General features: G+C 59.0%; 19 protein-coding genes and 1 pseudogene. 8 read left to right on the top strand and 12 right to left on the bottom strand.

The annotated features are described in order from the left end of the window. The first annotated feature begins 28 nt into the window (after positions 1 to 28). Both rph and HU727_RS10180 read left to right on the top strand, forming a co-directional pair. A complete protein-coding gene (rph, locus tag HU727_RS10185) occupies positions 29 to 751 on the top strand; it encodes a ribonuclease PH (RefSeq protein WP_024014799.1) in 723 nt (240 codons plus the stop codon). Positions 752 to 779: 28 nt separating this feature from the next. Beyond that, complete coding sequence (locus HU727_RS10180) at positions 780 to 1,148, top strand: DUF4870 domain-containing protein (RefSeq protein WP_186531021.1); 369 nt, start codon at positions 780 to 782, stop codon at positions 1,146 to 1,148. Positions 1,149 to 1,220: 72 nt separating this feature from the next. Here the strand turns inward: HU727_RS10180 and crc are convergent, their stop codons facing one another. Continuing rightward, positions 1,221 to 2,000: a catabolite repression control protein Crc gene (gene crc / locus HU727_RS10175; protein WP_016772543.1), complete on the bottom strand. Its 780-nt coding sequence runs from the start codon at positions 1,998 to 2,000 to the stop codon at positions 1,221 to 1,223. Between the two features lie 82 nt (positions 2,001 to 2,082). Between crc and pyrE the strand changes: the two genes are divergently transcribed. Beyond that, entirely contained in the window at positions 2,083 to 2,727 is a 645-nt protein-coding gene (gene pyrE, locus HU727_RS10170; RefSeq protein ID WP_186531019.1) for an orotate phosphoribosyltransferase, read from the top strand. Between the two features lie 91 nt (positions 2,728 to 2,818). On the opposite strand, the gene HU727_RS10165 is transcribed toward pyrE, so the two are convergent. The 7 genes and pseudogenes from HU727_RS10165 to coaBC all read right to left on the bottom strand — a co-directional run bounded on the left by HU727_RS10165 (position 2,819) and on the right by coaBC (position 8,507). Further along, positions 2,819 to 3,202, bottom strand: a complete 384-nt coding sequence (locus HU727_RS10165) for a hypothetical protein (protein ID WP_186531017.1) — start codon at positions 3,200 to 3,202, stop codon at positions 2,819 to 2,821. After that, positions 3,189 to 3,761 carry a hypothetical protein gene (locus HU727_RS10160; RefSeq protein WP_186531015.1) on the bottom strand — a complete coding sequence of 191 codons (573 nt, stop codon included), beginning with the start codon at positions 3,759 to 3,761 and terminating at the stop codon, positions 3,189 to 3,191. Before HU727_RS10160 ends, HU727_RS10165 begins: the two co-directional genes overlap by 14 nt. Positions 3,762 to 3,778: 17 nt before the next feature. Then, a complete protein-coding gene (locus tag HU727_RS10155; protein WP_186531013.1) occupies positions 3,779 to 4,009 on the bottom strand; it encodes a hypothetical protein in 231 nt (76 codons plus the stop codon). A gap of 201 nt (positions 4,010 to 4,210) precedes the next feature. Further along, positions 4,211 to 5,116: an acetylglutamate kinase gene (gene argB / locus HU727_RS10150; protein ID WP_186531011.1), complete on the bottom strand. Its 906-nt coding sequence runs from the start codon at positions 5,114 to 5,116 to the stop codon at positions 4,211 to 4,213. Between the two features lie 17 nt (positions 5,117 to 5,133). Beyond that, positions 5,134 to 6,510: pseudogene (locus tag HU727_RS10145) on the bottom strand (phosphomannomutase/phosphoglucomutase); the annotation flags it as partial. Between the two features lie 327 nt (positions 6,511 to 6,837). Then, on the bottom strand, positions 6,838 to 7,293 hold the full coding sequence (gene dut, locus HU727_RS10140) for a dUTP diphosphatase (RefSeq protein ID WP_186531007.1): 456 nt from the start codon (positions 7,291 to 7,293) through the stop codon (positions 6,838 to 6,840). 5 nt (positions 7,294 to 7,298) lie between these two features. After that, positions 7,299 to 8,507: a bifunctional phosphopantothenoylcysteine decarboxylase/phosphopantothenate--cysteine ligase CoaBC gene (gene coaBC / locus HU727_RS10135; protein ID WP_186531494.1), complete on the bottom strand. Its 1,209-nt coding sequence runs from the start codon at positions 8,505 to 8,507 to the stop codon at positions 7,299 to 7,301. 133 nt (positions 8,508 to 8,640) lie between these two features. Here coaBC and radC point away from each other — a divergent pair, with 133 nt between their 5' ends. Further along, positions 8,641 to 9,315, top strand: a complete 675-nt coding sequence (gene radC, locus HU727_RS10130) for a RadC family protein (protein ID WP_186531005.1) — start codon at positions 8,641 to 8,643, stop codon at positions 9,313 to 9,315. Positions 9,316 to 9,439: 124 nt separating this feature from the next. Here the strand turns inward: radC and HU727_RS10125 are convergent, their stop codons facing one another. After that, a complete protein-coding gene (locus tag HU727_RS10125) occupies positions 9,440 to 11,026 on the bottom strand; it encodes an ABC transporter substrate-binding protein (protein WP_186531003.1) in 1,587 nt (528 codons plus the stop codon). A 446-nt stretch (positions 11,027 to 11,472) separates the two neighbouring features. Between HU727_RS10125 and rpmB the strand changes: the two genes are divergently transcribed. Further along, positions 11,473 to 11,706 carry a 50S ribosomal protein L28 gene (gene rpmB / locus HU727_RS10120; protein WP_007920377.1) on the top strand — a complete coding sequence of 78 codons (234 nt, stop codon included), beginning with the start codon at positions 11,473 to 11,475 and terminating at the stop codon, positions 11,704 to 11,706. An 11-nt stretch (positions 11,707 to 11,717) separates the two neighbouring features. After that, complete coding sequence (rpmG, locus tag HU727_RS10115) at positions 11,718 to 11,873, top strand: 50S ribosomal protein L33 (protein WP_003177274.1); 156 nt, start codon at positions 11,718 to 11,720, stop codon at positions 11,871 to 11,873. Between the two features lie 83 nt (positions 11,874 to 11,956). On the opposite strand, the gene HU727_RS10110 is transcribed toward rpmG, so the two are convergent. Further along, positions 11,957 to 12,232, bottom strand: a complete 276-nt coding sequence (locus HU727_RS10110) for a peptidase inhibitor (protein WP_186531001.1) — start codon at positions 12,230 to 12,232, stop codon at positions 11,957 to 11,959. Between the two features lie 138 nt (positions 12,233 to 12,370). Next, entirely contained in the window at positions 12,371 to 12,733 is a 363-nt protein-coding gene (locus HU727_RS10105) for a cupin domain-containing protein (RefSeq protein ID WP_186531000.1), read from the bottom strand. A 226-nt stretch (positions 12,734 to 12,959) separates the two neighbouring features. On the opposite strand from HU727_RS10105, the gene HU727_RS10100 reads away from it, so the two are divergent. Further along, on the top strand, positions 12,960 to 14,453 hold the full coding sequence (locus tag HU727_RS10100; RefSeq protein ID WP_186530998.1) for an aldehyde dehydrogenase: 1,494 nt from the start codon (positions 12,960 to 12,962) through the stop codon (positions 14,451 to 14,453). Between the two features lie 187 nt (positions 14,454 to 14,640). Continuing rightward, positions 14,641 to 15,786: an MFS transporter gene (locus HU727_RS10095; RefSeq protein ID WP_186530996.1), complete on the top strand. Its 1,146-nt coding sequence runs from the start codon at positions 14,641 to 14,643 to the stop codon at positions 15,784 to 15,786. A 127-nt stretch (positions 15,787 to 15,913) separates the two neighbouring features. Here the strand turns inward: HU727_RS10095 and HU727_RS10090 are convergent, their stop codons facing one another. Then, positions 15,914 to 17,482: a phospholipase D family protein gene (locus tag HU727_RS10090; protein ID WP_186530994.1), complete on the bottom strand. Its 1,569-nt coding sequence runs from the start codon at positions 17,480 to 17,482 to the stop codon at positions 15,914 to 15,916. Positions 17,483 to 17,761 lie beyond the last annotated feature (279 nt).

Raw genomic sequence — 17,761 nt, 5'->3', positions numbered from 1 at the left:
GTTTTCCGTCCTCAGTACAGGTATCCCTATGAAACGTCCAAGTGGTCGCGCTGCCGATCAGCTCCGCTCGATCCGCATCACCCGCAACTACACCAAACACGCCGAGGGATCCGTACTGGTCGAATTCGGTGATACCAAAGTCATCTGCACGGTCAGCGTCGAAAACGGCGTGCCACGCTTCCTCAAAGGTCAGGGCCAGGGCTGGTTGACTGCTGAATACGGCATGCTGCCGCGCGCCACCGGCGAGCGTAACCAGCGTGAAGCGAGCCGTGGCAAGCAGGGCGGTCGCACGTTGGAGATCCAGCGCCTGATCGGCCGTTCCCTGCGCGCGGCGCTGGACATGTCCAAGCTGGGCGATGTGACTTTGTACGTCGATTGTGACGTGATCCAGGCCGATGGCGGTACCCGCACGGCATCCATCACTGGCGCCATGGTTGCGCTGGTCGATGCTCTGAAAGTAATCAAGAAGCGCGGCGGTCTCAAAGGCGGCGACCCGCTCAAGCAGATGATCGGCGCGGTATCGGTGGGCATGTATCAGGGCGAGCCGGTGCTGGATCTGGACTATCTTGAAGATTCCGCCGCTGAAACCGACCTGAACGTAGTGATGACCAGCACCGGCGGTTTCATCGAAGTGCAGGGCACCGCCGAAGGCGCGCCATTCCAGCCTGACGAGCTCAACGCCATGCTGGAACTGGCCAAGCAGGGCATGAACGAAATCTTCGAACTGCAAAAGGCTGCACTGGCCGACTGAGCAGGTTCGTAACCGCAAGGAGGACGTGATGAGCGATGAGCAAGCGTTGCTGCCCAAGCCGAGCCAGGAGGTTCGTCAATGGGCGATGTTTTGTCACTTGTCCGCCCTGCTGGGGATCTGGATTCCGTTCGGCAATCTGATCGGGCCGTTGATTCTGTGGCAGATGAAGCGCGAGAAAGACCCGTTCATCGATGCACAGGGCAAGGAGGCGCTGAATTTTCAGATCACTGTCGCGATTGCCTCGATGATCTGCTTCCTGCTCATGCTGCTGATTATCGGGTTCTTCCTGTTCGGCCTGCTGGCGATCGCAGCGCTGGTGTTGACGATCATTGCCGGGGTGAAGGCTAACGAAGGTTTTCCGTATCGTTATCCATTCACCTGGCGATTGATCAAATAACGCTCAAGCTGACTATCGCCCACAAAAAAACCGACATCGCTGTCGGTTTTTTTGCATCTACGGTACGGACGCTTAAATGGTCAGCGTCCAGTCGTAGTCAACGATCAGCGGCGCATGCTGCGAGAAACGTGGCTGGCGCGGCAGGCGCGCGCTACGCACCGAGCGACGCAGGCCGGGAGTCAGGATCTGGTAGTCGAAACGCCAGCCCAGATTGAGCATCTCGGCCTGTTCATTATCCGGCCACCAGCTGTACTGATCGCCCTCACGGCTGACTTCGCGCAACGCATCGACGTAGCCCATGTTGCCGACAATCTCGTCCATCCAGGCGCGTTCCGGCGCCAGGAAGCCTGGAGATTGCTGGCTGTCGCGCCAGTTCTTGATGTCGAGCTTCTGCTGCGCAACGTACAGCGAGCCACAATAAATGTACTCGCGACGTTTGCGTCGCTGTTTGTCCAGGTACTTGCCGAAATCGTCCATGAGCTTGAACTTCTGGTTCAAGTCCTCATCGCCGTTCATCCCGGAGGGAAACAGCAAGGTGGCAATACTGACTTTGTCGAAATCTGCTTGCAGGTAGCGCCCGTAGCGGTCGGCCGTCTCGAAACCGAGACCGCTGATGACAGCCTTCGGTTGCAGCCGCGAATACAAAGCCACGCCACCTTGGGCAGGGACTTCAGCATCGCAGGCATAAAGGAAGTAGCCATCCAGTTGGAAGGCTGGGTCATCCAGTTCAAAGGCGGAGGCACGGGTGTCCTGCAGGCAGATGACGTCGGCATTCTGGGCTTGCAGCCAACTGAGCAAACCGCGCTCGACTGCAGCCTGAATACCATTGACGTTCACACTGATGATCCGCATAAATGGCCCCAAAAATCGCGTGCGTGTATGATACACGGCGTCAAGCTAATTAGCTAAATCCGTGGTATTTGGGGTTTTTTTCATGCAAGCGTATCAGCGCGATTTCATTCGTTTTGCCATCGATCGCGGCGTTTTGCGCTTCGGTGAGTTCACCCTGAAGTCCGGGCGCACCAGTCCCTACTTCTTCAACGCCGGCCTGTTCAACTCGGGTTCGGCCCTGGCGCAATTGGGGCGTTTCTATGCTGCCGCCATCGCTGAAAGCGGCATTGCTTTCGACGTTCTGTTTGGCCCGGCATACAAAGGCATTCCGCTGGCAGCAACCACGGCCGTTGCGCTGGCCGAGCATCACGACCGGGATCTGCCGTGGTGCTTCAACCGCAAGGAAGCCAAGACCCACGGCGAAGGCGGCAGCCTGGTCGGCGCGCCGCTGACCGGTGATGTGCTGATCATCGACGACGTGATTACCGCCGGCACCGCGATTCGTGAAGTGATGCAGATCATCGCCTCCCAGGACGGCGCCAAGGCCGCCGGTGTGTTGATTGCCTTGAACCGTCAGGAACGTGGCAACGGCGAGTTGTCGGCGATTCAGGAAGTGGAGCGTGACTTCGGTATCCCGGTGATCAGCATCGTTTCGCTGAATCAGGTGCTGGAATTCCTCGCCGACGATCCGCAGCTCAAGCAACATTTGCCAGCCGTGGAAGCGTATCGCGCCCAATTTGGCGTGTGATACAAACCTGCAGGAGCTGCCGAAGGCTGCGATCTTTTGATCTTAAAAAACAAAATCAAAAGATCGCAGCCTTCGGCAGCTCCTACAGGGGCTAACGCAGTTTGTGCCATTTCCTCAGCAGTCTCAGCGCTAATGCGCCATTGACCAGCGCAAACGCCAGCAACGCCATCACCACCATGACGTACAGCGTACGATCTATATCAAAGTCCCACAGATCCAGCGTGCTGCTACGAACGATGCGTACGGCGGCGGGTAGGTTGACGTAAAACAACGCTGTGAAAGCGCACGTCAGCGGCAACGCACGCCAGTAAAAAGCACCCAGAACCTTGTCTCGACTGCGCTTTCGACTCTGCGAGCCCTTTTGATATTCATCTTGAGCCAGTGCCTCATTGAGTGCTGACCACGCCAGATTGAACATGAAGGTAGTCAGGGTCAGCAGCAAGCCACTGACCGCGACGATGTCACTGAACGGCATTGAGCCCCAGGGTTGCGCAGAGCAACGCATGGGAATCCTCGCTGATTTCAAACTGACCGGCGCTGCCCTTGCGTTTGGTGATGGGTTTGAAGGTCGGCTCGTTTTGCGTGATCAGCATGTTCAGCTCATCACGAATAACGTCCGAGCTGATCACCACCAGAAAAACGGTTTGCGCATGTTCGGCGGTTTCGATGACTGCCCGCATGCTGTGCTGCAGGATGTCGTCCAGTTGATTGCGAAAGCGCGAAACGGTGTTTTTCAGCAGGGTTTTGCTTTGGCTCTGGGTCAGTTGAAAGATTGTCGAGATCTGCGATTCCGTCGGCAGCGTTTGCCCGAAATAGCTTTGAATCAGATACAGCAGGCGATCCTGCTTGGCCTCATCAGCCCGGCTGGGCATGCCGCCTTCGACCAGCATTTTCAGGTATTCGGTCAGGCTGGCCTTGGCGATGCGCTGCAGCGCGTGAGCGATTTCAGCGTCGCCTATGCGCAGGGTCTTTTTGACCGGTTCCTTTTGTTCCTGCTCGAAAGCGTCGGCGTCGATCGTGAACGTGATCTGCATGGCTCAATCGCTCCGAATTAATTCGCGCTGGCGGCGGGTTTTTCCTTTTTTTCCGGGTAAGGATCCTGAGGCGCGTCCCCTTGGCCGCTCAGCACTTTCCAGCCCTTCAGCGGGTGAGATGCTTCGGTGAAATCAGGGCAGGGCGGCATCGATTTTTTCGACTGTCCGGAATACGCTCGGCCGCAGTCCACGCAGGCGTAGCTGCCTGAGGCAATATCGCTGCCGTAAGGAACGTAGTTTTTTTGCATGGGATGGATCTCCGCTGGATGAGAGGAAGATCCTAGGGAGATTTGTTCTGAGCGGATGTCGGACGTTTCGCTGTCTTACGCCAGACATTTCTTTCGCGCATAAAAAAGATCGCAGACTTCGTCAGTTCCGACAGGAATTTCTTACCTATGAAATTCCCTATGCAAGAGCTGCCGCAGGCCGCGATCTTTTGTCTTCGGCGATCAGGGACGCTTGCGATTGCTGATCAGCGTGCCCACACCTGTGTCCGTGAAGATTTCCAGCAGAATCGCATTCGGCACACGACCGTCAATGATCAACGAGCTACCGACACCGCCCTGAACCGCTTCCAGCGCACAGCGGATCTTGGGCAACATGCCGCCGTAGATCGTGCCGTCGGCGATCAGGTCGTCGACCTGCTGTGTGCTCAGGCCGGTCAGCACGGTGCCCGACTTGTCCATCAGGCCAGCGATGTTGGTCAGCAGCATCAGCTTTTCGGCTTTCAGCGCTTCGGCAACCTTGCCAGCCACCAGGTCGGCGTTGATGTTGTACGATTCGCCGTTTTCACCCACGCCGATCGGCGCGATGACCGGGATGAAGTTACCTTTGACCAGCAGGTTCAGCAGTTCGGTGTTGATGCCGACCACTTCGCCGACGTGGCCGATGTCGATGATTTCCGGCTGGGTCATCTCCGGGGTCTGGCGGGAAACGGTGAGCTTCCTGGCGCGAATCAGCCCGGCATCTTTACCGGTCAGGCCGATGGCGCTGCCGCCATGGCGGTTGATCAGGTTGACGATGCTCTTGTTGACCTGGCCGCCAAGAACCATTTCCACCACGTCCATGGTCGCTGCGTCGGTGACGCGCATGCCGTCGACGAAATGGCTTTCGATCGACAGGCGCTTGAGCAGGTCACCGATCTGAGGGCCGCCGCCATGCACGACCACCGGGTTGATGCCCACGGCTTTCATCAGCACGATGTCGCGGGCGAAGCCGGTCTTCAGCTCCTCGCTTTCCATCGCGTTGCCGCCGTATTTGATCACCAGGGTCTTGCCGACATAGCGTCGGATGTAAGGCAGCGCTTCGGACAGGACCTTGGCAGTATTGGCGGCGGCTTCGCGTTCGAGGGTCATTCAGGGCTCCGGGTGGATCAGAACGGTAATTGGAGATCAGGTGCAACGCGTTTCAGTTGGGCGTGGAACACATCCTTGATGCGCTGCAATTCAGCCTCGTCATCGGCCTCGAAGCGCAGCACCAGCACCGGTGTGGTGTTGGACGCGCGCACCAGGCCCCAGCCTTTGGCGTAATCAACCCGCACGCCGTCGATGGTGGTCAGGTCGGCGCCATCGCCCCACTGAGCATCGTGCAGTGCATCAATGATGCTGAATTTGCTCTCTTCGGTCACATGGATATTGATTTCTGGTGTGGAAATATCGTTCGGGAAGGTGGCGAACAGCTCTTCCGCGGTGGATTTTTCCTTGCTGAGGATCTCCAGCAACCGAGCGGCGCTGTAGATGCCGTCGTCGAAACCGAACCAGCGTTCCTTGAAGAAGATGTGCCCGCTCATTTCGCCGGCCAACAGCGCACCGGATTGTTTCATTTTCTTTTTGATCAACGAGTGACCGGTCTTCCACATTAGCGGCCGACCGCCGTATTCCTTGATCAGCGGCACCAGGCGACGGGTGCATTTAACGTCAAAGATGATCTCGGCATCCGGGTTACGCGCGACGACATCGCGAGCGAACAGCATCAACAGCCGATCGGGGTAAACGATGCTGCCGGTGTTGGTCACCACGCCAACGCGGTCGCCGTCGCCGTCGAACGCCAAACCGAGATCAGCATTGGTTTCCTTGACCTTGGCGATCAGGTCTACAAGGTTTTCCGGCTTGCCCGGATCCGGGTGATGGTTCGGGAAGTTGCCGTCGACTTCGCAAAACAGCGGGATGACTTCGCAGTTCAGCGCTTCGATCAGTTGCGGGGCGATCACACCGGCCGCGCCGTTACCGCAGTCGACCACGACTTTCAGACGGCGGGCCAGTTTGATGTCCTGGACGATCTCTGTGTTGTAACGGTCGAGGATTTCGACCTGGGTGACGCTGCCCTGGCCAGTGCTCAGGTCGTTGTTTTTGATGCGCTCATGCAGCACCTGAATCTGTTCGTTGGCGAGGGTATCGCCAGCGATCACGATCTTGAAGCCGTTGTAGTTCGACGGGTTGTGGCTGCCGGTGAGCATCACCCCGGACTTGCCGGCCAGGACGTTGGCGGCGTAATACAGCGCCGGCGTCGGCACGAGGCCAACATCGCTGACATGGCAACCGCTTTCGGCGATGCCGCGAATGAGCTCTGCAACCAGCTCCGGGCCAGACAGGCGGCCGTCGCGACCGACCGACACGTTGGGTTCGCCCTGGGCCAGGCTTTGCGAGCCGATGGCGCGGCCGATCCAGTAAGCGGTTTCTGCGTTCAGGAATTCCGGCACGGTGCCACGAATGTCGTAGGCGCGGAAAATGCTGTCAGGCAGCTTCGGGGCAATATTGGCTGGGGTGCTCATCTACGGAAATGCTCCATTTCGAAAGTGGCGGGACAGACCGACGAATCAGGTGTCGGCAGGCTCAAACTGAAGGGTATGACGGCGTTTTCCGCAGAGAGTTCGTGGTATGAAAGGGCCATGACGCCTCGGCTGGCGTGGCTTTGGGTCAGCAAAACATTGACCGAGCGTTGGAACCTGACTCTCTTGCTGCGCATTTTTGTGGCGAGGGAGCTTGCTCCCGCTTGGGTGCGCAGCGCCCACAGGATGTTGGGTCTGCTGCGCGGCCCAGCGGGAGCAAGCTCACTCGCCACATTGGTTTTTTAACAGTTACTTGGTGCCGGTATGCCCGAAACCGCCGGTGCCACGTTCGGTTTCGACGAACTCTTCAACCATTTCGAAATGCGCCTGAACCACCGGCACGAGCACCAGTTGAGCCAGACGTTCGCCGACGGTCATGGTGAAGTCGCTCTGGCCGCGGTTCCAGCACGACACCATCAGCGGGCCCTGGTAGTCGGAGTCGATCAGGCCGACCAGATTGCCCAGGACGATGCCGTGTTTATGGCCCATGCCCGAGCGCGGCAGGATTAATGCGGCGAGGTTCGGGTTGCCGATGTAGACCGACAGACCGGTCGGGATCAGCACGGTTTCACCCGGCTTGATCACGATGTCCTGCTCCAGCATGGCGCGCAGATCGAGGCCGGCGGAGCCCGGGGTGGCGTATTGCGGCAGCGGAAATTCGGTACCGATGCGTGGGTCGAGGATCTTGGCTTGCAAAGCGTGCATGTAAATTAAACCTGGTTCAGACGTTCGGCGATAAAAGTGACCAGTTGGCGAGCGATTTTGCTCTTGCTGGTCTGGGCGAAAACCGTGGCGTGCAGCTCACGGTCAATCACGCTGCATGCGTTCTCTTCACTGTTGAACCCGATGCTCGGATTGGCGACGTCGTTGGCGACGATCAGATCGAGATTCTTGTCCTTGAGCTTGCGTGCAGCGTAGTCGAGCAGGTGTTCGGTTTCGGCGGCGAAACCGACACTGAACGGACGGTCAGGGCGAGTGGCGATGGTGGCCAGGATGTCCGGGTTGCGCACCATTTGCAGGACGAAGCCGTCACCGCTCGTAGGGTCTTTCTTGAGTTTATGCGGGGCAACCACTTCCGGACGGTAGTCCGCCACCGCAGCGGAGGCGATGAACACGTCGCACGGGATCGCCGACTCACAGGCGGCAAGCATGTCGCGGGCGCTGACCACGTCGATGCGCGTAACGCGGTCGGGGGTCGGCAAGTGCACCGGGCCGCTGATCAGGGTGACGCGGGCGCCGGCTTCCACAGCGGCTTCGGCGAGAGCAAAGCCCATTTTCCCCGAACTGTGGTTGGTGATGTAGCGTACCGGGTCGATGTTTTCCTGAGTCGGGCCGGCTGTAATCACGACGTGCTTGCCGGTCAGCGCCTGACGCTGGAAACAGTCGGCGGCGAGCAGCGCCAGATCTGTGGCTTCCATCATGCGGCCCATGCCGACGTCGCCGCAGGCCTGGCTGCCCGAGGCCGGGCCGAAGGTCTTCAGGCCACGGCTTTCAAGGACTTGCAGGTTGGCCTGGGTGGCCGGGTCACGCCACATCGCTTGGTTCATCGCTGGCGCGACGGCAACGACGGCGTCGGTTGCCAGCACCAGCGTGGTCAGCAAATCGTTGGCGATACCTTGCGCAAGACGGGCGATCAGGTCGGCGGTGGCCGGGGCGATCAGCACCAGATCGGCCCATTTTGCCAGCTCGATGTGGCCCATCGCGGCTTCGGCGGCGGGGTCGAGCAAATCCAGATGAACCGGGTGGCCCGACAGGGCCTGCATGGTCAGCGGGGTGATGAACTCGGCGCCGCCATGGGTCATGACCACGCGCACTTCGGCACCCTGGTCGATCAGGCGGCGAACCAGATCGGCGCTCTTGTAGGCCGCGATGCCGCCGCCGACGCCCAGAACGATGCGTTTCCGATACAGCCGCTGCATAGGTCTGCCTTTCATTTCGTTGATGACTGCGGTGCGATGCCCCTCCCCAGGGTTGAGTCGACCGCAAAAAAGATGGGCTACGATATCACAGCGACCGCTACGGAACAGCGGCGCCCACAGACAAGGAGGTGCTATGAGTATTCGCGATTGGCCGGCGGCAGAGCGGCCGCGGGAGAAGCTGATTGAGCAGGGCTCGGGAAGCCTTTCGGATGCCGAATTGCTGGCAATTTTTTTACGCACCGGTGTGTCGGGCAAAAGCGCGGTGGATCTGGCGCGACACTTGTTGACTCAGTTCGGCAGCCTGCGGGTTTTGCTCGATTCCGACCTGGGCTCGTTCAGTGAACAGTTGGGTTTGGGGCCGGCGAAATACGCTCAGTTGCAGGCCGTGCTGGAGATGGGTCGGCGACATCTGGCGGAGCGAATGCGCCGCAAACCGGCGTTGGAAAATCCACAGGTTGTGCGTGATTACCTCAAGGCCATGCTGCGCCATGAGCCGCACGAGGTGTTTGGCTGTCTTTTTCTGGATTCAAAACATCAGGTGCTGAATTTCGAGGCCCTGTTTCGCGGCTCGATCGACAACACGAGCGTGCATCCTCGGGAGGTGGTGAAGCGTGCGCTGGCCAATAACGCGGCGGCGGTGATCCTGTGCCATAACCATCCGTCCGGAAACACTGACCCCAGTCAGGCGGATCGTCTGCTGACCAAGCGCCTGCAAAAGGCGCTGGAGCTGATTGATGTGCGGGTGCTGGATCACTTCATCGTCGGTGACGGCGAGCCGCTGTCGATGGCGGAGTGCGGCTGGATGTAGCCCCCTGCAGGCACTCTCCCTGTAGGAACTGCCGAAGACTGCGATCTTTTGATCCTGTTTTTTAGATCAAAAGATCGCAGCCTCGTTGCACTCGACAGCTCCCACAGGTTTTGTGTAGGGAAAGTTATTTAAGGGTGACTTTGGAGTAGTCCTGCCGGCCGAACGGGCTGACGGAATAGCCCTGGATGTCTTTACGGGTCAAGGCATAAGCGGTCGGGTGCGCCAGCGGCAGCCACAATGCCTGCTGCTGAATCTGCGCTTGTGCCTGTTCGTACAGCTTGGTGCGCACGCCTTGTTCGCTGGTGGTCTTGCCGGCGCTGATCAGCTTGTCCAGATCGGCGTTGCAGTAGCGGGCGAAATTGGTGCCTGACTTGACGGCGGCGCAGGAAAACTGTGGTGTGAGGAAGTTATCCGGGTCACCGTTGTCGCCAGCCCAGCCCATGAACAACAAATCATGCTCGCCAGCCTTGGCGCGGCGAATCAGTTCGCCCCATTCGATCACGCGTATTTCGGCCTGGATGCCGATTTCCGCCAGGTCCGATTGCAACATCTGTGCGCCGAGACTTGGATTGGGGTTAAGCAGGCTGCCCGACGGACGCGTCCAGATCGTGGTCTGGAAGCCATCCTTCAATCCGGCCTTGGCCAGCAGCGCCTTGGCTTTCGCCACGTCGTGCGGGTAGCCCGGCAGGCTCTTCGCGTAGCTCCAGGTGTTTGGCGGGTAAGGTCCATTGGCCGCTTCGGCGGTGTCTTCGAACACGGCTTTGATGTAGTTGGCCTTGTCGAAGGCCAGGTTGATTGCCTGGCGCACTTCCGGCTTGTCCAGCGGCGGGTGCTGGCTATTGATGCCAACGAAAGCGGTCATGAACGCGTCAGTCTTTTCGACTTTTAAGGTCGGCTCCTTCAGTGCGGCCTGTACGTCCAGTGGCTTCGGCGACAGGGCGATCTGGCATTCGTTGCGCCGCAGCTTTTGCAGGCGCACGTTGGCGTCTGGGGTGATGGCGAAGATCAGCGGATCGACTGCGGGTTTGCCGCGAAAGTACTCCGGGTTCGCCTTGTAGCGGATCGCCGCGTCTTTCTGGAAGCGATTGAACACGAACGGCCCGGTGCCGATCGGCTGGCTGTTGAGCTTGTCCGTCGCACCAGTCTTCATCAGCTTGTCGGCGTATTCGGCTGAATAGACCGAGGCGAAGCCCATGCTCAGGGTCGCCAGGAAGGTCGAGTCCGGATGATCAAGGGTAAAGCGCACCGTGAGCGGGTCTAGCGCGTCGATCTTCTTGATCAGGGCAGGCAGTTGCATCGATTGCGCATGAGGGAAGCCGCTCTGGGCGACTTTGTGCCATGGATTGGCCGGGTCGAGCATGCGGTCGAAACTGAACTTCACATCTTCGGCGGTCAGTTCGCGGCTCGGCTTGAAGTAATCGGTTGTATGAAACTTCACTTGCGGGTGTAGCTTGAACACATACGTCAGCCCATCCGGGCTCACTTCCCAGCTATCGGCCAGGCTCGGCGTGACCTTGCCGCTGGCGGTGTCGAAGTCCACCAGGCGATTCATTAGCACGTCAGCCGAGGCGTTGGTGGTGGTCAGCGAGTTGTACTGCACCACATCGAAGCCTTCAGGGCTGGCCTCGGTACAGACGCTCAGTGCGGCAGCCTGGGCCAGGGGGCTCAGCAGGAGCGGGGCGAGCAACAGGGGTAGGGCAGCGAGGCGCATGGTCGGTTTCCTTTACAGATCGAAGGCCCATCTGCAAGTGCAGTCTGGAAAAGTCCTACCCTAGAGCTCTGAATTGCAAATGACTATCCCCTTTTTGCATTTTCAGGCGCACTCTTGTGCGGTTGTGGTCATCGCCAGCGGGATGAAATGTCCGAATCGCTTGCAGGACGAGATTTCTGCGACGAGTGGTCAAAAGTCTTCCCGGCCTTTGTCCAAGGCGCTTACGGCAGAAAAAATCGTCCTTTTACCGATTGATTGCACACCGATTGTTGTTGCACCCCGGTCTTTCTGGTATAAAGCAGCGCTCTTTTCTAGGGGCCCGGTTCCTTCACTGTAGGTGTAGCCGGTAAGACCTCTAAAGAAACGCGGCGCCTGGCGCCAAATGACTGAGAGATTAAGCGGCCAACCCATGCCGGGTTGGGCATGTGGTTTTAGAGGGCTGAGGCATGTCGAGAGTATGTCAAGTTACCGGTAAGGGTCCGGTGACTGGGAATAACATTTCCCACGCAAACAACAAAACCCGTCGTCGTTTCCTGCCGAACCTGCAGCATCACCGCTTCTGGGTTGAAGAAGAGAAACGTTTTGTGCGTCTGCGCGTATCTGCCAAAGGCATGCGTATCATCGACAAGCGTGGCATCACTGTCGTGCTCGCCGAACTTCGCCGCGATGGCAAGATTTAAGGGAGCTAATCATGCGTGAATTGATTCGTTTGATCTCGAGCGCCGGTACTGGTCACTTCTACACTACCGACAAGAACAAGCGTACTACCCCGGACAAAATCGAGATCAAGAAATATGATCCGGTTGTTCGTAAGCACGTGATCTACAAGGAAGGCAAAATCAAGTAATTGATTTTTCCCGACTGCGAAAAAGGCCCGTATCGTGAGATACGGGCCTTTTTTGTTATCCAGGGTTTAGGCGGGCCTGCAGGTCAACCGCAATCCAGGTGGGTGATTTTCAAATCCAGATCAGTCTGGATGCGTAAGCGGTTGTTCTGATGTTGTCGATCAAGCGAGTTGACGACCACTGTGATCGCGCGCGCCGTTTTGCGGGCCTCCTCTTTGACGGCCAGTGTCAGATACTTGCCGATAAAATCCTGCGCCCAACGTGTATTGCATTGCTGCGATGACGGTTCGGCCTGAGCTGAAGTAAAGCTGGCAAGCAATAGAAAGCTTGCCAGGATGCTGATTTTGAAGAACTGGATCATAGGGGATCGCTTCCTTGTTGATGATGCTGTCGAGCCTCTTTTTCCGAGGCAGGTTGCAGCATCCGGGACGATCGACAATTGTGTGCGGTAGTTATTTATATCGCTCAGGTTGTTGGTGACAGAAGGCCCTGTGGCAGTTCACGCATTCTGTTCAAAAATCACATAAACCTTGCGGCAAGCCTCAAGCACTTCCCAGGTGCCACGAAACCCCGCCGGAATCACAAAGCGATCGCCGACCCGCAAGGTCTTGGCATTGCCATCGCTGTCACGCAACACTGAAACCCCCTGCAGGATTTCGCAATACTCATGTTCGGTGTAATTCACCGTCCACTGACCCACCGCGCCTTCCCACACGCCGACGTTCATCTGTCCGCAAGGGCTGTCATATTGGTTGAACACCGCTTGTTCGGGATCGCCCTTGAGCACTTTGGCTGGATCCGGACGATAGCGTTCAGCCTCGCTGGTGGTCAGGTTGATGTCGACGACGTTCTGGATGTTCATTGTTTTTATCCCCCGTGAATGCGGCGTGATGACTGGAAAGATCGAAGTCTATGTTTATTAAAATGAACACGGCAAGGCCGTATCGCTGGCTTGTGTCAAATATATTGAAACAACCCCGGCCGCTGGTTTAGGGTGGCGGGTGCCTTGGGCCGAAAATGCAGGCTGGCCGGGCAGTATTCTTGAAGAGCGCCACAGCGCTTGTATTCAATAAGAGGAGGACACCCGAATGACCACCCTGACTCGTGCCGACTGGGAACAACGCGCCCGCGATCTGAAAATCGAAGGCCGCGCGTTCCTGAATGGTGAATACACCGACGCCGTTTCCGGCGAAACCTTCGAATGCATCAGCCCCGTCGATGGCCGTCTGCTCGGCAAGATCGCCAGCTGCGATGCTGCCGACGCCGAGCGCGCCGTTGAAAACGCCCGCGCTACGTTCAATTCCGGCGTTTGGTCGCGCCTGGCGCCGACCAAACGCAAAGCCACAATGATCCGTTTTGCCAGCCTGTTGAAACAGCATGCCGAAGAACTGGCGCTGCTTGAAACCCTGGACATGGGCAAGCCGATCAGCGATTCGCTGTACATCGACGTGCCGGGTGCGGCGCAGGCGCTGAGCTGGAGTGGTGAAGCGATCGACAAGATCTACGACGAAGTCGCCGCGACCCCGCACGACCAGTTGGGCTTGGTGACCCGTGAACCTGTAGGTGTAGTCGGCGCCATTGTGCCGTGGAACTTTCCTCTGATGATGGCCTGCTGGAAGCTAGGCCCAGCGCTGTCGACCGGTAACTCGGTGATCCTCAAGCCGTCGGAGAAATCCCCGCTGACCGCCATCCGGATCGCTGCGCTGGCAGTCGAGGCCGGGATTCCGAAAGGCGTGCTCAACGTGCTGCCAGGCTACGGCCACACCGTTGGCAAAGCGCTGGCCCTGCACAATGATGTCGATACGCTGGTGTTCACCGGCTCGACCAAGATCGCCAAGCAACTGATGATCTACTCAGGCGAGTCGAACATGAAACGCGTCTGGCTGGAAGCCGGCGGCAAGAGCCCCAACATCGTCTTTGCCGATGCGCCGGATCTGCAGGCGGCCGCCGAATCCGCCGCCAGCGCCATTGCCTTCAACCAGGGCGAAGTCTGCACGGCGGGTTCGCGTTTGCTGGTCGAGCGTTCGATCAAGGACAAATTCCTGCCGATGGTGATCGAGGCACTGAAAACCTGGAAGCCGGGCAACCCGCTGGACCCGGCGACCAATGTCGGCGCGCTGGTCGACACCCAGCAGATGAACACCGTGCTGTCGTACATCGAGTCAGGCCATACCGACGGCGCAAAACTGGTCGCGGGCGGCAAGCGCATCTTGCAGGAAACCGGTGGCACCTACGTCGAGCCGACGATTTTCGACGGCGTGAACAATGCGATGAAGATTGCCCAGGAGGAGATCTTCGGCCCGGTGCTGTCGGTCATCGCTTTCGACACGGCCGAGGAGGCTATCCAGATCGCCAACGACACGCCATACGGCCTGGCTGCCGCGGTGTGGACGCAGGACATCTCCAAGGCACACCTGACCGCCAAGGCCTTGCGCGCCGGCAGTGTGTGGGTCAACCAGTACGACGGCGGCGACATGACCGCACCGTTCGGCGGTTTCAAGCAGTCGGGCAACGGCCGCGACAAGTCGCTGCATGCGTTCGACAAATACACCGAGCTGAAGGCGACCTGGATCAAGCTGTAAGCCGCTGAGGAAGCCTGCTGCAGAAGCAGGTTTCCCAAGCGAAGCAGATCCCCTGTGGGAGCGAGCCTGCTCGCGATGGCGGTGTGACAGTCGACATGAATGTTGCATGCGACACCGCCATCGCGAGCAGGCTCGCTCCCACATTGGTTTTGTAGTTCACATAAGGATATCCACAGGAGCGTGGAGCATGCGGTGGGCGACGTATTTCGCCGTGTTGGCGTCTGTCTTGAGTGTCGGCCTGGCGCTGGGGGTGAGCATGCCGCTGGTGTCGTTGCGCCTGGAGGGCTGGGGTTATGGCTCGTTCGCCATAGGCGTGATGGCGGCAATGCCGGCGATTGGTGTGCTGCTCGGCGCGAAGATTTCCAGCCACCTCGCCGCGTATTTCGGCACGGCCAACCTGATGCGTCTGTGCTTGTGGGCGGGCGCACTGTCTATCGGCTTGCTGGCATTGTTGCCGAGTTACCCGATCTGGCTGGTGCTGCGGCTGATGATCGGCGTGATCCTGACCATCGTGTTCATTCTTGGCGAAAGCTGGATCAACCAATTGGTGGTCGAACAGTGGCGCGGTCGTCTGGTGGCCCTGTATGGCAGCAGCTATGCGTTGAGCCAGCTGTCGGGCCCGCTGCTGCTGGGGGCGATAGGTACGGGGCATGATTACGGCTTTTGGGTGGGAGTCGGCCTGCTGACGGTTTCGCCTTTGCTGTTGATGGGCCGTAGCGGTGCGCCGAGCAGTGAAGCCAACAGCGTGACGTTTGGCGACCTGTGGGGCTTTGCGCGCGAGCTGCCGGCGATTGCCTGGGCGGTGTCGTTGTTCGCGGCTTTCGAGGCAATGATCCTCACCTTGCTGCCGGTGTATTGCCTGCAACAGGGTTTCACTGCCGAAATTGCCCTGGCCATGGTCAGCACCGTGGTGGTGGGCGATGCGCTGCTGCAACTGCCGATCGGTGCACTGGCGGATTACCTGTCGCGGCGCACGCTGTTCGCCGGTTGTGCGGTGGTGTTGATGCTGTCGAGTCTGGCGATTCCGCTGCTGCTCGATACGTTGCTGATCTGGCCGTTGTGGGTGCTGTTCGGCGCCAGCGCCGGCGGCTTGTTCACCCTGTCGTTGATTCTGATCGGCGAGCGCTATCGTGACGATGCGCTGGTGCGCGCCAATGCGCATATCGCGCAGTTGTGGGGCGTTGGGTGTCTGGTCGGCCCGTTGGCGGCGGGTGCGGGAAGCCAGTGGATCAACGGGCATGCGTTGCCGTTGTTGATGGCGGCCGGGGCGTTTGGGCTGGTGCTTTTGTTGTTCCGCCAAGGCGCTTTCGGCCCGATGACCGAGCCTGCCTGATACGGCGTTTCGGATAAACAATGTGGCGAGGGAGCTTGCTCGCGCTTGAGTGCGCAGCGCTCACAAGATCTTTGGGGCAGCTGCGCAGCCCAGCGGGAGCAAGCTCCCTCGCCACCTCCCTGTCTGATTACAACATCCGCTCGAGCCCTACGCTGGTACTGAACCATGAGTTGAAGCGTCGCCACCAGCTCCCAGGTTCTTTGGTCAAAGTATGCATCTGACCATTGTCTTCGGTGACCCAAACAACGTTGCCATCCTCAAGTTTCGCCTGATAGCTCAGGTTCGGCGCCATGCCTTGCAGCGCCAGTGCGCGCACGTGCACGGCCAGTTCCGGGCTGTCGACCAGTACGCCGACTTCGGTGTTCCACAGCACCGAACGTGGATCGAAATTGAACGAGCCGATAAACGATTTGCGTCGATCGAAGATCATGGCCTTGCTGTGCAGGCTGGAGTCCGAGCCGCGAAACGACTTGCTGTAGAACACCCGAGGGCCGCTGCCGTAGTTATCCCCAGGCTGGCGCCGCAGTTCATAAAGCTTCACCCCATGCTGCAACAAGGCCTTGCGATAAGGCGCATAACCGCCGTGCACCGCCGGTACGTCAGTCGCCTCCAGCGAATTCGTCAGCAGGCTCACGGAAACCCCGGCATCGGCGCGCCCGGTCAGGTAGACCAGCCCCGGCTGGCCCGGCACGAAGTACGCGGAAATCATGATCAGCTCTTTGCTGACGCCGGTCAGCTCCGGCGCCAGTTGCGTGGTCAGCAACAGGTGCGGATCGGGTTCGCCCTTGGACAGCACCTTGCTCGGCGCATCCCACAAGGCCTGATTCCAGGCCCAGATCAACTCTTTGCGCCAGATGTCCATGCGCGGGTCGGTGGTGAATTTCATCAATTGTTGATAGAGCCCGTGATTCTGTTTGCGGGTTTCTTCCAGCGATTCCTCCAGGCGCGTGCGCGTGTTTTCCAAGTCCGCTGCGGTCGGTTTGGTGGAGAGGAATTCGTCGATCGGCTTGCTCAGCGCGCTGTTCCAGTACTGATCGAAACTGTGCCCGAGTTGCTCGGCGACCGGCCCGATACCGAGCATGTCGATGTCGGTGAAATTCAGATTGGGTTCGGCATCGAAATACTCGTCGCCCAGATTGCGCCCGCCGACGATGGCCGCGCTGTTGTCCGCTAGCCACAGCTTGTTGTGCATCCGCCGATGTTGCAGTGACAGGTTGAACAGCCGCCCCGCCGCGCGGGTCACGCCGGTGCTGCGTCCCAAGTGCAGCGGATTGAACAGGCGGATGTGGATCTGCGGGTGCGCCGCCAGGGTCGCGATGATCTGATCGAGGCCATCGCTGGTGGTGTCGTCGAGCAGAATGCGAACGCGCACGCCCCGGTCGGCGGCTTTCAACAGTTCTTCCACAAGCATTCGCGTACTGACACCGTCGTGGACGATGTAGTACTGCAAGTCGAGGCTGGTCTGGGCGTTGCGGATCAGCTCGGCCCGGGCGGTGAATGCCTCGCCGCTGTCGGAGAGCAGGCGAAATCCCGACTGTCCTCCATACGGGGCCGCCTGGGCCTGAATCGACCGGCCGAAAGCCGAGTCGGACGCCGGCAACGCCTGGCTCGGTTCGCGCTGCGCATGCAGGTTTGCGCAACCGCTGAGCAGGAGCACGAGAAGTACAGGGAAAAGCAGGACCGTTCTGGATCTCAAGGAGGATCGTCTCGTGGCGGGTCGAAGGTCGAAGTATGGCACGGCTGTAGGACATTACTCGGTTGGATAAAATTCACTCATGACTTTGCGTCAGCCCTGACGATGCTCGCTGAAATGGACTACACGCTACGTCGTAAACGCCGCTTCCACGGCGTGCCTGGAACCTACAGAAAAGCCTTTCTGAAGCGGGAATGATGTGCGGGCATCAAGCCCGTTCAGGATTGCCTAATGGTCCTGACGCGACCTGTGCATGTGCTCAACCATCAACAGGTAAACAAG

This window comes from Pseudomonas khorasanensis (assembly GCF_014268505.2).
Classification (GTDB): domain Bacteria; phylum Pseudomonadota; class Gammaproteobacteria; order Pseudomonadales; family Pseudomonadaceae; genus Aquipseudomonas; species Aquipseudomonas khorasanensis.
The sequence above is the reverse complement of the archived record's forward strand: the minus strand, read 5'-3'. Positions and strand labels throughout refer to the sequence as shown.

Bases quoted from the DNA above. Each gene is read 5' to 3' on its own strand.
- rph (WP_024014799.1), top strand. From the start codon at position 29: ATGAAACGTCCAAGTGGTCGCGCTGCCGATCAGCTCCGCTCGATCCGC.
- HU727_RS10180 (WP_186531021.1), top strand. From the start codon at position 780: ATGAGCGATGAGCAAGCGTTGCTGCCCAAGCCGAGCCAGGAGGTTCGT.
- crc (WP_016772543.1), bottom strand. From the start codon at position 2,000: ATGCGGATCATCAGTGTGAACGTCAATGGTATTCAGGCTGCAGTCGAG.
- pyrE (WP_186531019.1), top strand. From the start codon at position 2,083: ATGCAAGCGTATCAGCGCGATTTCATTCGTTTTGCCATCGATCGCGGC.
- HU727_RS10165 (WP_186531017.1), bottom strand. From the start codon at position 3,202: ATGCCGTTCAGTGACATCGTCGCGGTCAGTGGCTTGCTGCTGACCCTG.
- HU727_RS10160 (WP_186531015.1), bottom strand. From the start codon at position 3,761: ATGCAGATCACGTTCACGATCGACGCCGACGCTTTCGAGCAGGAACAA.
- HU727_RS10155 (WP_186531013.1), bottom strand. From the start codon at position 4,009: ATGCAAAAAAACTACGTTCCTTACGGCAGCGATATTGCCTCAGGCAGC.
- argB (WP_186531011.1), bottom strand. From the start codon at position 5,116: ATGACCCTCGAACGCGAAGCCGCCGCCAATACTGCCAAGGTCCTGTCC.
- dut (WP_186531007.1), bottom strand. From the start codon at position 7,293: ATGCACGCTTTGCAAGCCAAGATCCTCGACCCACGCATCGGTACCGAA.
- coaBC (WP_186531494.1), bottom strand. From the start codon at position 8,507: ATGCAGCGGCTGTATCGGAAACGCATCGTTCTGGGCGTCGGCGGCGGC.
- radC (WP_186531005.1), top strand. From the start codon at position 8,641: ATGAGTATTCGCGATTGGCCGGCGGCAGAGCGGCCGCGGGAGAAGCTG.
- HU727_RS10125 (WP_186531003.1), bottom strand. From the start codon at position 11,026: ATGCGCCTCGCTGCCCTACCCCTGTTGCTCGCCCCGCTCCTGCTGAGC.
- rpmB (WP_007920377.1), top strand. From the start codon at position 11,473: ATGTCGAGAGTATGTCAAGTTACCGGTAAGGGTCCGGTGACTGGGAAT.
- rpmG (WP_003177274.1), top strand. From the start codon at position 11,718: ATGCGTGAATTGATTCGTTTGATCTCGAGCGCCGGTACTGGTCACTTC.
- HU727_RS10110 (WP_186531001.1), bottom strand. From the start codon at position 12,232: ATGATCCAGTTCTTCAAAATCAGCATCCTGGCAAGCTTTCTATTGCTT.
- HU727_RS10105 (WP_186531000.1), bottom strand. From the start codon at position 12,733: ATGAACATCCAGAACGTCGTCGACATCAACCTGACCACCAGCGAGGCT.
- HU727_RS10100 (WP_186530998.1), top strand. From the start codon at position 12,960: ATGACCACCCTGACTCGTGCCGACTGGGAACAACGCGCCCGCGATCTG.
- HU727_RS10095 (WP_186530996.1), top strand. From the start codon at position 14,641: ATGCGGTGGGCGACGTATTTCGCCGTGTTGGCGTCTGTCTTGAGTGTC.